We start from the raw sequence: 11,455 nt of genomic DNA, 5'->3' as shown, positions 1-11,455 counted from the left end.
CGCAGGTACACCAGGGCGAGGAGTGCGGGCTGGTGCGTCGGGATCTCGCAGCGGCGGCCCCTCTCTCGGGCGACGATGGGCATCGTGACCCACTCGACCAGCGTGTGAGGCAGGCACGGTCCGGCAGGAGAGGCGGCCAACGGGGCTGCTGCTCTGTCGATTTGCGGCGTCGCGCACCCGGTCGACGGCACAGGAGCTTCGCGTGTTACGCACCCGGCGCCATGCCCCGGCGGTGGAAGCGCCGCGCTCGGCGTCGATGTGGCTGAGCACGGTCACACACCTGCGTCGGCTCCTCGTCCGCCGCGACGGCCGCGGCGTGGGGGCGCGGCGGCATCCGGGGGCCGGGGCCGGCCGCGCCCGGCCGCGGTGCGTGACCGCCTCGATTACCGCTTCTCTCGTGCCACGTCGGCGGCAAAATCGGCCCAGTCGTCCGCGCACCGGAAATTGCCCGCTTCCGAGGTCGGCCCAGACCCGTCGTAACGGGCCACTTGAGGATAAGGACAAAGGGGCCGCGTCATCGAGACCTCGTTCTCAGGACGGTCCGCCTCGTATTTGGTGGCAACCATCTTTCCGGAGCAGTCCCCCGCTCGACCCAGCTCCTGACGGCGGACAACGCGTCGAAGGAATTGGGACCCGGACCTCCGGTGACATGCCCACCGCCTGGAACCATGAACAGCCGGTAGAGGAGGAGAAGGCCGGACTCCTGGTCCATGGCACCCTCCCGGCATCGGGCGACGGCTAAGACACGGCCGCGACGACGAAACTCGTCGGCGACCGGCATGTCACCACCGCCATCACACGCCTGTCCAAGGCACCGGCAAAGGTCGCCGCGGCCAACAACAGCGTGCAGGCGACCGCCGAGAAGCAGCGCCTCGGGATACCCGTGGTGATCTCCACCGATCCCCGCAACGGTTTCTCGGTGACCGAGGGCCAGACCGTCGCCGGATCCGGTACGACAGCCATGCCCGATGCCATCGGCATCGCCGCGGCGGACAGTCCCGAACTCACGGAAAAACTGGGCGACATCGTCCGTCGTGAGTACCGGGCCGTCGGAATCACCGAAGGGTTGTCACCCCAGGCCGACATCGCCACCGAGCTCCGCTGGACCCGGATCAACGGCACCTTCGGCTCCGACTCCGAGGCCGCCGGAAAGCAGGTCAACGCATACGTCAAGGGCATACAGGGCGGCTCCAGAGGGCTGAAGACGGACAGCGTCGCCACCGTCAACAAGCACTGGGTGGGCTACGGCGCCCAGGCCAACGGCTACGACAGCCACTACTACTACGGCCGCTACGCCGCCTTCCCGGGCAAGAACTTCCAGGACCACATCACACCCTTCAAGGGCGCGTTCGCCGCCAACACCGCCGGCATCATGCCCACGTACTCCATCCTCAAAGACCTCACCTACAAGGGTCACAAGCTGGACCAGGTGGGCGCCGGCTTCAACTCGTACCTGCTCAAAGACCTGCTGCGCGGTACCTACGGCTTCGACGGAGTCATCGTCTCCGACTGGGGCATCACCGGAGACTGCCCCGAGCAGTGCCAGAACACCAGGCCCCCGGCTTCCTTCATCGGACCTTGGGGCGTCGGCACGCCCTGGGGAGTGGAGAGCCGGACCGTCCTGCAGCGCACTGCGCTCACCCTGAACGCGGGCGTCGACCAGATCGGAGGAAGCGATGAGCCCTCTTACGTGGTCCAGGCCGTCCAGCACAAGCTCGTCACCGAAAGGCGCGTGGACGAGGCGGCACGGCGAGTCCTGGAGCAGAAGTTCCAACTCGGGCTTTTCGAGAATCCGTACGTGGATGAGCACGCCGCCGGCCGTCTCGTCGGCAACGCCTCCTTCCAAAGTGTGGGGAACCAGGCACAGGCCAACTCCCTGACCCTGCTCAAGAACAGCGACCGGACCCTGCCCGCGAGTCGGGGCAAGGTCCGCGACGTGTATCTGTACGGAATCTCCGCCGACGAGGCGAAAGCCCGGGGCCTGAACGTGGTCGACGATTCTGCCGAGGCCGACCTGGCGCTGGTGCGGCTTGCCGATCCCAGAAGCGGTTCCGACCTCACAGGTCTGGAGTTCACTGGTTCCGAGCCCGCCTACCAGGCCCTGCAGAAGGCCGCGCGCAGCGGTACACGGACCGTCGCGACCCCCAAGCTGGACCGACCGCTGGTCCTGACCGACGTGGCCCGCACCGCCGACGCCGTACTGGCCGACTTCGGGGTCTCCGATGCCGTGCTCCTCGACACCGTCTTCGGCAAGCGCAGCCCGGGCGGCACCCTTCCCTTCGAGCTGCCCTCCTCACAGAAGGAGGTGGAGGCACAGCTCGGCGACATGCCTGACGACACAGCGCACCCGCTGTACGAGCGCGGTTATGGCCTGCATTACCGCGCATCCACGAGGGACCCAAAATTCGCAGACAGCAACCTTCGCTGACCTGTAGCTACTTGCTGCGTCCATCGCATCGTTGACGGCTCGGCACCGTCGGGCAGGCCAGTGAAGATCAGCGGTCGGCCTGCCCGAAGGCGGGGGATCCCGGGGTCGTAGTAGGCCGGAACCTGGTTGGGAATCGCGCCCGCGCACACGGGTCGCCTCCGGGTGCGAGATGAACTCCGTCTCCCGCGACCGGCGGACGGAGCGACGTCACGCAGGGTCGCCGAGCGGCGGGTGCTCGAGCACGCGGGGCTTGTACTCGACCAGCTGGATACGGCCGTCGAAGGTGCGGTGCTCGATCATCTCGAGGGCAACGTCCGGATAGCCGTCATAGATGCGTTCTTCGCCCGTGGCCCCGGTGATCACCGGGAACATCACGACCCGGAAGCGGTCGACGAGTCCGGCACGGAGCAGGGACCGGCACAGGCTGAGGCTCCCGATCGTGCTGAGGAGCCCCGAGCCGCTCGTCTTCATGGCGCGGACCGCCTCGACGGCGTCGTCGCGCACGAGCGTGGAGTTGGCCCACGTCAGCGGCTCCTTGAGTGAGGAGGAGAACACCACCTTGGACGCTTGCGTGAGCTCGTCGACGGACGCCTCCTCCTCAGGCCTGAACTCGTCCTGGCCACTCGGGACCTCTCCCGCGGCGAAGCCCGACATCAGGCGGTAGGTGTTCGCTCCCATCAGGTAGGTGGCCTCGGGTTGCTCGCCGAGCCATGCGAGGTACTCCGGACCCTCGAGGCCCCAGAACCCGGGCCATCCCTCTCCTGATGCGTAACCGTCGAGGGAGGTGATGAAGTCGACGAGAAGCTCCGACATGACGACGTCCTTTCCTGAGGTGTCACGAGCTTGGACCGGCCGGGAGCCACAAACTCATCGGCCGCGCTGTGGAGTAACGAGAAAACCCAAGACTTCGCAGCCGATCAGGTCGCCAAGGGGATCCCGTGCGGCAGATGACGGTGGTCATCGCCGACGCGGCGGACGTGGCCCAGCAGACGGTTGCCTCGTCCTTGTCCACCGCAGCATGCGCCGCCGCAGCATGAAGCACGAACAAGGTGGCGGACATGAGGTGGCCGACATACCTCGAAGTTCGAGATCATCCGACCATGTCGGATGACACGCCAGGACAGGACCTCCCAGCCGGCTTCGGGTTCCGGCCGTATCGGGACGACGAGGATCACGGTCCCATGGCCGCGGTGCGACTGGGATGTGTCGAACGGGACCGGGTCGACGCCCGTTCGGTTGTGGAAGGGCTCCCGACAACGGCCGAGATCGCCGAAGCCTCTGCCGAGCTGGACGAGCCGTCCAAGAACCAGATCCTGGTGGTGCGCGACGGGAGCGTCGTCGGCTACGCGACGATCCGGTGGTGGCAGGAGCGGGACGATACATGGCTCTACCTGCACCGCGGCTACCTCTTGCCCGAGCACCGCCACCAGGGCATCGGCTCCGCCATGCTCAGCTGGGCCGAAGAGCGGATCCGCCGGCTCGTCGAAGAACATGGGACGGCGCGGACGGCAGTGATCGGCGCGAACGCCACGGCTTCCGAGCAGGACGCCACGGCGCTTCTGCTCGCGGCCGGCTACCGACGTGTCTTCAGCCTGGTCGAGCTGGAGCTGGGCGATCTGCGGCAGTTGCCCGAGCCGGGCAGCGAACTGCCGGCTGGGGTACGGACGGGGCCGATCCGGGCCAGTCACTACCGTGCGGCCTGGAAGACGGTCGTCGACTCGTATGCGGACACCGGTTTCACCCAGAAGTGGCCCTTCCAGGACTTCGTCGACACTGCCGACCCGGCATGCTGGAGGGCTGCCTGGAACGGGCAGGACATGCTCGGCGTGGCCCTCTGCTCCATCCGCCGTCACGACCACACCGTGGGCGAGGTCGAAGAGCTGAGTGTCCGAACGGACAGGCGACGCCTGGGAATCGGCCGGGCCCTGCTGCTGGACGGGCTGCGCAGCCTTCGCAAGCAGGGTGCAACAACCGCCAGGCTGTACACGGGCACGGCAAATCCGCACCGGTCCTATGATCTTTACGAGCATGTGGGGTTCCGTCGACGGAACGAGTACGTCCGATACCGCAAGCCGCTCGCTTGATCGACCGGTCGTCGGGCTGGGGCTGTCCGGTCGGTCCACGAATCTGACAGTTCCTCGCAACACGCCACGCGCCGCGCCGTCCGCTACGAAGCCACCGTTCAACTCACCCTGCTTGACCAGGCGCAACACTGGCGGACGGCTGCCCCGACTGGCAAACCATGCCCCAGCGGCCACACGGGCCGCCTAGGTGCGCAGTTACGGTTCCCTCTACCCTCAGTGCACGATGCGGCGGCTGCCGTGAACTGGGTTGAGGGGGAGAGCGTGATGGGTGCCGGCTGGCGCGGGTTGTGGCGGGCTACGGCCTGGGGCGGAATCGGACTGAGCCTGTATGCAGGCTGGTTGACCGTCGACGACGTCCGCGACCGGGCAGGCAGTGAACGCGACATTGCCGCCGCGTGCGATCACCTGGTGTCGGGCACGGACGTGATGGATCTGCAGGGCGGCATGGTCCGAGCGCGGTCCGACCAAGACGACGAGTACCGGCTCGATGCACGGAAGCTTCCCAGCGCCTGCACCATCTACAAGGAGGTCAACTCCCACAAGAGCACGGACCTGTTCCGGCTGATCGTCAAGAGCAGCGACGACTCCGAGCCGCTGAACTTGATCGGCGACCAGGCGTCCCCGTTCCTCAGCACGACCAATGGCTACCGCCTGAAGGACGACGTCACCGCGGCCGCAGACCGGGAGCTTGAGGAGTGGCCGCTGGGCGACGGCTCACTGGGCTCCTACACGAACTTCCGCACCACCATCCGCGCCGTATGCCGCCCCGGCAGCGCCCGTACGGCGCCGAAGCTGCTGCACGTCACCGCCGTGGCCCGGTACACAGACGTCTCCGCCGAGGACCGTCAGCGCCTGGCCCGTATCGCCCGCGCGGCGACGCAGCAGCTCACCCGACGGACCGGCTGCAAGACACAACTGCCGTCCCTGCCCGAGTCGATGGCACCCAATCGCACGGCACTGCGCTCACTGTCCTCAGCCGCCGGCTCCTGCCGCTGGGCCGGCCGGCTGGCCAAGGAAGGACAGGGCCGACTGCCCGACCGCGCTCTGGCGCACCCGGCCCGCACCACGACCCCCGTGGAAAGCTGCCTGCTGGCTGTCGGCCCCCGCCAGGTCAAAGCCATCGCGGTCGACCTGGACGCCGACCAGCACGACTACGTCGAAGGCGCACTCACGTACTCGCCCTGGTGGCTGCGCACCGTGTCCTACTTCGGCGCCGAAACCCATTCTGTGGGCTACGACAGCGGCCCCGACACCGTCCTGCTCAAGCCGGGGACGGCGGGAGGCGCATCCGGCGCCTGGTGGGCTTCCTCCATCTGTGACGGCAAGCCCGCCCTGCACACCCTCGTTGCCGACCACATCTACGCCGACGTCCTGGGAGAGAAGGCGCTCAGCTCCCTCTTCCGCGCCTATGTCGACGACATCACCACCCGCCGCGGATGCACCCACGTCGTGTACCCCACCGCCAAGGACTTTCGCGAGCGGTGAAGCGATTCCTGCCCTGAAGCCACGACGGCCCGCGCAAGGACATGCGAGAACGGATCCACCCCGCCTGGCCGCGCGGTCCGGATGCTGCTTCCGTCCCGGGGCGACGAGGTCCCGGTTGCACTCGGCCCACCGGCCCGAGGGAAGGTCGTCGCGGAGGCTGTCCACCGCCCGCTGCTCGGCCTGCGGACCGACTCGGGTCCATACCGATCCCGCGCGGTGCACCTGCTCGTCGAGGTAGAGAAGGTCGGCGAATTCAGGGAGGTAGTCGCGAGTGGGCCAGAACCGCTCAAGCCAACCGGTCGTGCCGGCGTCGAAGGACTGGTCGGCGAACGGCAGGCGCTCCGCCCCGGCGGCCGCGGCGCCGCACCTGCGGGACGCCGGGCCCTCACCTTCGCCGACGGTTCCACTGCCGTGACCTCGCGGTCGGCGGGTTCGTAGGAGCCGGTGCCGGCCCCCGACGTTCAGTACCGTCCGGGCGTCTCCGAGAGCCTCCCAGATCCTCGCGGCGATCCGCGGCTCGGTGCGCCGCGTCGCCGGATAGGCGGACCCGATGGACCCGTACAACACGTTGCCCGCCGCCATGGACAAAGTGCTTGACCCTTACGCCGCGTCATGCCGCGTGGGCACAGGCATGGAGGGCTTCGCTGGAGTCATGCCGGGATGAAGCTCGGCCACCAGGGTGGAACGTTCGCGGGGCACAACGCGGCGGGGTAGGAGTCCGGCATGCCGAGCCACGTTACAAGGAACCAGGCGAGCCACAGGGTGGAGACGAGCCCTGCAATCTGGGCTGTCCTGCGGTGACGCTTCCCGAGGGTGCTGTGGAGGATCACCCACGGAACCGCGGCGGCGATCCATATAAGAGGCGCAAGAAACAGCAACGTCAAGCTGTTGGCCGCCGCGTTGCCGCCGATGGCACAAGCGGCCCATGCCTTACCAATGGCAGCAGTGGTCACCACCGCGGTCAGCCCACCGAAGAGGGCTCCGGAGCCAAATCCTCTGAACCGGCGGGTCTCAGGACTCGACGGCTCTGCTCCCACGATCTCCCCCGCCTCGCCATAGATGCGCGGAGAGTACCAAGATCCTGAAGGAGGCCGCTGCAACCGTCACCGTGCGGTCGGCGACATCCGGGCGTCGGCTCGAGGCGGTGCCCTGCTGACCAAATTCTCTGCCCGATCGACAAGACCCGAAGCCCTCGACGCTCTTGAAGTCCATGGGCGAGCTACCAACAGCCGCAATTCGGCTCGCTGGTTGACGGCGTTCAACGGGGCGTTCGCACCGGCCGCCGTTGGGCCCGGCACCTGACATCCGGCTGGAGCTCTTCCGGGAGGCGTACTCGATTCAGGCGGCGGGCCTGGCTGTCTGTAGCACTCCTCGCCCCCACCACTCATCTGGTCACCATCACCTGGTGCGGGCCAAAATTCCTTACTGATCGAAAGTGTTGGGTACGGGCAGCGTCCGCCAGTGGTTGAACGGCCAGGCCACCACGATGGCGCGCCCCACCACGTTGTTCACAGGCACGAAGCCGTGATTCTTGTCGTTCTGGTGGTACCGGGAGTCGGCCGAGTCCTGCCGGTGATCGCCCATTACCCAGACCGTGTCTTCGGGGACTGTCACCTTGAACTGGCTTCCGGGCTGCCCGCTGTCGGTACAAGGCGTGCCCCCCGGATAAATATACGGTTCGTGAAGCGCCTTGCCGTTGACCTTGAGCGGGCCGGTGCCCTTGCACTCGATGGTGTCGCCGCCGACGCCGATGACGCGCTTGATGAGGTCCTTCTCGTTCGCCGACGGCATCAGACCGACCCGGCTCAGGACCTGCTGTACCGCGTTCGGCTCCGCCGTCGGTTCGCCTCCCAGCCACTTGTCCGGGTCGTGGAAGACGATGACTTCGCCGCGCTCGGGCTCCGATCCGAACCACGGGGTCAGCTTGTCGACCAGCACGCGGTCGCTGATCCGCAGCGTGTTCTCCATCGAGCCCGAGGGGATCGAGAACGCCTGGACCAGAAACGTTTTGATCACCAGAGCAAGGACGAGCGCGATGACGATGAGGAGCGGCACCTCCTTCCAGAAGGAGCGGGGCTTCTTCTGCCTCCTCCTCGCCCTGCCTTCGCTCGCCCCCTCGCCGGCGGAAGACGTCATCATGCCGTGGCCCTCGGGCGCGTGCTCCGTGACCGCCGGTCTCGTCGCGTCATCGGATGGTTCGGGCTGTTCCCCGGGCCCCTGCCCTGCCCCTGACCATGCGCCGATCGTCATGTCCCCCACTCCCCGTTTTCACTCCGTGCCAGGGCCATGGCCCTGGGCAGGGCTGGCGGACATGGAGGACTCAAGAATGGGGCCGGCGACATAAGTACACGATCAATGGTTCACGGACAGGTTCTCGGAGCGGAGCGGAGCCGCGCCTGAAGCCCAGTCAATGCCTTCAAATTCTCATCGAACGCCCATTTAGTCGTCCTGATCGGTGTGTGCTGGGACTGGCTGCAAGGGCATGTCCATTCGACGTAGCGTCAGCGTCCATGGTGTCTTTGTTCGCGTTGTTCGGTCCGCCGGTGATCACGATCTTTCTCTTCGCCGTGGGCGCGATCCCGTATGCCCTGTGGGTGTCCAGGAGGAAGCCCTCGCGGCTGGTCCGCTGGGCTGTGATCGGCAGCGTGGCAGCGATCGCCGCCTACGGGGCCGGATCCGTTTACGGGCTTGCCTTCACGAACCCACTCGACGTGTGCGCGGACGAGACCGGCGATGGCGTGTACATGGACGCGGGCCGGGACTACACGCTCACATCAGTTGACGTGAAGAGTTTCCCGCCGTCCATCAGCTGTCAGTGGAGCAGTGGCTACAGCACTGAAGTGGTGTGGTTCTGGAGTTCCCTTCTGCTCTACGCGGGTCTGGCCTGCGCCGTTGTCTGCTCCATCCGGCTCCTCGTCAACCGCAGCAAGGATCGAAACGGACGACTGCCCCAGGGGATGGTCTGAGCACAGCGGTTGGCGTTCAGCGGCGCACAGCGCTGACGGTCAGTAGCAGCGGGTAGGCCGGATCGTGTCCATCAGTACGCGAGCTGTCCGATGCCTCCGTCGACGCGCAGCACGGTCCCCGCGGTATAGGCGGACTCGTCCGAGGCGAGATAGACCGCCGCCTTCGCCAGCTCGGTGGCGGTTCCCAGGCGATGCAGAGGCACGGTCTGCCGGAGTTCCTCGTACAGGGCTGCCTGGTGCTCGGGGCCGAGGGGCGCGAACGCGTTGGTGATCGTCGGGCCCGGACTCAGTCCGTTGACGCGGATGCCCCGGTCCCTCAGCTCGTAGGTCAGCCCGCGCGTATAGGAGAGCAGGCCCGCCTTGGCCGCGCCGTAGACCGTCGCGTTCTCGTGTCCGATGTACGCGGAGACCGAGCCGACGAGGATGACCGAGGACTGCTGCGAGAAGAGTGGCAGCAGGTCTCTGATCAGGAAGAACGGCGACTTGAGGTTGGTTGTGAGAATCCTGTCGAACGCCTCCTCGGTCCATGCCTCGATGGGGAGGTGGGTGATGTCGGCGGCGTTGCTCATCAGAATGTCGAGCTTCGGCCACTCCTCGCGCAGCCGCGCGGCGAGCGTCGCCTGGCCGGGCACGTCGCCGGCGTCGCTGGCGATGGTCAGGAGCGGGCCCTCCAACTGCCGGGCCGCCTCGTCCAGCCTTTCCTGTGAGCGGCCGGTGATGGCGACAGTCGCTCCCTCGGCGAGGAACTGGCGGGCCGTTTCCAGGCCGATGCCGCTTGTCCCGCCTGTGATCAGTGCGTGTTTTCCCGCAAGACGATCCATTGTTCTGTCTCCTCAGATTGCGGAACGGCCACCGTCGGCGGCGACGATCGCTCCGGTCATGTAGCTGGCTCGGTCACTGGCGAGAAAAGCGATCACTTGGGCCACCTCGGCCGGGTCGGAGGTGCGCTTGAGCGCGGTGGACAGGCCCATGCCGCCCATGTCCGGGCCCATCGCCGCGACCACCTTCGAGGTGCGCATCGGGCCCGGGGAGACGGCGTTGACCCGCACGTTCGATGCGGCGAACTCCGCCGCCCATGTGCGGGTCAGCGATTCGAGCGCCGCCTTGGTGGCGCCGTAGACGGCCATGCCCGGCATGCCGAGGCCGGCCGCGGTGGAGCTGACGTTGACGATGCTGCCGCCGCCGCCCGCGGCCATCTTCTCCGCCAGCAGGGCGGTGAGCAGGAACGGGGCACGCGCATTCACCGCGAAGGCCGCGTCATAGCCCGCGAGGTCCTGCCCGGTGGTCGGGGAGAACGCCATCACGCTCGCGTTGTTGATCAAAATATCGACGGCTCCGGCGTCCTCGGCCAGCCTTCGCACAGCCTCCGCATCGGCCAGATCGGCTGCGACGAAGCGCACCGTCCCGGCAGCGGACCCGCCACCGGCCGCGCGGAGGTCTTCCACGACCCGGGCGCCGCGCTCCGGATCGGTGCCGGTCAGGACCAGGTCGGCTCCGCCTGCGGCCAGCACCCCGGCCGTCGCATGCCCGAGTCCTCCGATCGCGCCGGATCCGGTGATGAGCGCCGTCTTACCTGCAAATTCCATGGCTTTGCCCTTCGTGCCGACCAGCGAGCGGCCGACTTCTGTGCGTCCGTTCAAGAAGTAACAGCACGGAAGCTACGACTTCTTGAACGTCGAGTCAAGAAGTCGTAGTCTTGGCCACGTGACACGAACCGGACGCCCCCGTGAGTTCGACAAGGACAAGACGCTGGAGCGCGCACTCGAACTGTTCTGGTCCCGGGGATACGGGGCGACGTCGATCCAGGACCTGGTCGACGCGCTGGCCGTCGAACGCGGCAGCCTCTACGGCGCATTCGGCGACAAGCGCCGCTTCTACCTGGACGCCGTCAAGCTCTACTGGGACGTGTACGAACGGCACCTGACGGCCGCGCTCGACACCGCCCCGCTCCTGCCGGCGCTGCGCGAGATCCTGACCCACCCGGCGCGGCTGGACGAACTCATCTCCGACATGGGCGTGCCGCAGGGCTGCCTGATCGGCAACACGACCGCCGAACTCGTCCCCGGGGACAGCGAAGCCACGGAGATCGTCACCCGCTCGTACCGCCGCTTCACCGACATCGCCACCGAAGCACTGCGCCGGGCCCAGACCACCGGGGAAGTCACCGACAGCGCCACCCCCGAGGCCCAGGCCCAGCTCCTGCTCTACGTCGTCCAAGGACTCTCGCTCGTATCGCGGGCAGGCCTCGACAAGGAGGCGGCCCTGTCCGCGGTCGACGCCGCGATCAACAGCCTGCGGGCGCGCTGAGGTTGAGGTTGCCGAGGCGTTCGGTGTTCACGGCGATGGCCGTGAACACGTGACGCAGATGGGCTTTCGACTGTCCTCGGTAGCGGCAGCGCCACATGCCGTGCCGGTGGGCGAATCTGTTGAGCGTGCCCTCCGCTCCGGAGCGGACCGCACAACGGGCCTTCCACCAAGCCTTCCATCAACGG

9 protein-coding genes and 4 pseudogenes are annotated in these 11,455 nt (G+C 67.3%); 6 read left to right on the top strand and 7 right to left on the bottom strand.

Annotated elements, in window-relative coordinates; genetic code table 11:
* Positions 1-514: 514 nt before the first annotated feature.
* Positions 515-712: a tannase/feruloyl esterase family alpha/beta hydrolase gene (locus tag ABD366_RS43620; RefSeq protein WP_425576996.1), complete on the bottom strand. Its 198-nt coding sequence runs from the start codon at positions 710-712 to the stop codon at positions 515-517.
* Positions 713-766: 54 nt separating this feature from the next.
* Here ABD366_RS43620 and ABD366_RS33095 point away from each other — a divergent pair.
* A pseudogene (locus ABD366_RS33095) lies at positions 767-1,747 on the top strand (glycoside hydrolase family 3 protein); the annotation flags it as partial.
* The gene (locus tag ABD366_RS33090; RefSeq protein WP_344443012.1) at positions 1,733-2,428 is read left to right on the top strand and encodes a glycoside hydrolase family 3 C-terminal domain-containing protein; all 696 of its coding nucleotides are present in this window, start codon (positions 1,733-1,735) and stop codon (positions 2,426-2,428) included. The pseudogene ABD366_RS33095 and the gene ABD366_RS33090, both read left to right, overlap by 15 nt.
* Before the next feature lie 207 nt (positions 2,429-2,635).
* Here the strand turns inward: ABD366_RS33090 and ABD366_RS33085 are convergent, their stop codons facing one another.
* Positions 2,636-3,241, bottom strand: a complete 606-nt coding sequence (locus tag ABD366_RS33085; RefSeq protein ID WP_324770815.1) for a dihydrofolate reductase family protein — start codon at positions 3,239-3,241, stop codon at positions 2,636-2,638.
* 287 nt (positions 3,242-3,528) lie between these two features.
* Between ABD366_RS33085 and ABD366_RS33080 the strand changes: the two genes are divergently transcribed.
* A complete protein-coding gene (locus tag ABD366_RS33080) occupies positions 3,529-4,512 on the top strand; it encodes a GNAT family N-acetyltransferase (RefSeq protein ID WP_324770817.1) in 984 nt (327 codons plus the stop codon).
* A 339-nt stretch (positions 4,513-4,851) separates the two neighbouring features.
* Positions 4,852-5,997 (top strand): hypothetical protein, encoded by a 1,146-nt coding sequence (locus tag ABD366_RS33075; RefSeq protein WP_324770818.1) that lies wholly within the window; start codon positions 4,852-4,854, stop codon positions 5,995-5,997.
* 99 nt (positions 5,998-6,096) lie between these two features.
* Here ABD366_RS33075 and ABD366_RS33070 read toward each other — a convergent pair.
* Together ABD366_RS33070 and lepB are read right to left on the bottom strand one after the other, a co-directional pair.
* Positions 6,097-6,570: pseudogene (locus ABD366_RS33070) on the bottom strand (methyltransferase domain-containing protein); the annotation flags it as partial.
* An 852-nt stretch (positions 6,571-7,422) separates the two neighbouring features.
* Positions 7,423-8,136, bottom strand: a pseudogene (gene lepB / locus ABD366_RS33065) (signal peptidase I); the annotation flags it as partial.
* A gap of 371 nt (positions 8,137-8,507) precedes the next feature.
* On the opposite strand from lepB, the gene ABD366_RS33060 reads away from it, so the two are divergent.
* A complete protein-coding gene (locus ABD366_RS33060; protein ID WP_324770820.1) occupies positions 8,508-8,963 on the top strand; it encodes a hypothetical protein in 456 nt (151 codons plus the stop codon).
* 71 nt (positions 8,964-9,034) lie between these two features.
* Here the strand turns inward: ABD366_RS33060 and ABD366_RS33055 are convergent, their stop codons facing one another.
* The gene (locus ABD366_RS33055) at positions 9,035-9,784 is read right to left on the bottom strand and encodes an SDR family oxidoreductase (RefSeq protein WP_324770821.1); all 750 of its coding nucleotides are present in this window, start codon (positions 9,782-9,784) and stop codon (positions 9,035-9,037) included.
* A gap of 12 nt (positions 9,785-9,796) precedes the next feature.
* Positions 9,797-10,549 (bottom strand): SDR family NAD(P)-dependent oxidoreductase, encoded by a 753-nt coding sequence (locus ABD366_RS33050; RefSeq protein WP_324771035.1) that lies wholly within the window; start codon positions 10,547-10,549, stop codon positions 9,797-9,799.
* A gap of 118 nt (positions 10,550-10,667) precedes the next feature.
* Between ABD366_RS33050 and ABD366_RS33045 the strand changes: the two genes are divergently transcribed.
* Entirely contained in the window at positions 10,668-11,270 is a 603-nt protein-coding gene (locus ABD366_RS33045) for a TetR/AcrR family transcriptional regulator (RefSeq protein WP_324770822.1), read from the top strand.
* Here the strand turns inward: ABD366_RS33045 and ABD366_RS33040 are convergent.
* Positions 11,248-11,430: pseudogene (locus ABD366_RS33040) on the bottom strand (transposase); the annotation flags it as partial. The gene ABD366_RS33045 and the pseudogene ABD366_RS33040 overlap by 23 nt on opposite strands.
* Between the last annotated feature and the right edge of the window lie 25 nt (positions 11,431-11,455).

The sequence above is a fragment of the Streptomyces kunmingensis genome, from assembly GCF_039533535.1.
GTDB lineage: Bacteria > Actinomycetota > Actinomycetes > Streptomycetales > Streptomycetaceae > Streptomyces > Streptomyces kunmingensis.
The sequence above is the reverse complement of the archived record's forward strand: the minus strand, read 5'-3'. Positions and strand labels throughout refer to the sequence as shown.

What these genes read in the sequence shown, in the direction of transcription:
- ABD366_RS43620 (WP_425576996.1), bottom strand. Translation starts at nt 712, where the DNA reads ATGGACCAGGAGTCCGGCCTTCTCCTCCTCTACCGGCTGTTCATGGTT.
- ABD366_RS33085 (WP_324770815.1), bottom strand. Translation starts at nt 3,241, where the DNA reads ATGTCGGAGCTTCTCGTCGACTTCATCACCTCCCTCGACGGTTACGCA.
- ABD366_RS33080 (WP_324770817.1), top strand. Translation starts at nt 3,529, where the DNA reads ATGTCGGATGACACGCCAGGACAGGACCTCCCAGCCGGCTTCGGGTTC.
- ABD366_RS33060 (WP_324770820.1), top strand. Translation starts at nt 8,508, where the DNA reads ATGGTGTCTTTGTTCGCGTTGTTCGGTCCGCCGGTGATCACGATCTTT.
- ABD366_RS33055 (WP_324770821.1), bottom strand. Translation starts at nt 9,784, where the DNA reads ATGGATCGTCTTGCGGGAAAACACGCACTGATCACAGGCGGGACAAGC.
- ABD366_RS33050 (WP_324771035.1), bottom strand. Translation starts at nt 10,549, where the DNA reads ATGGAATTTGCAGGTAAGACGGCGCTCATCACCGGATCCGGCGCGATC.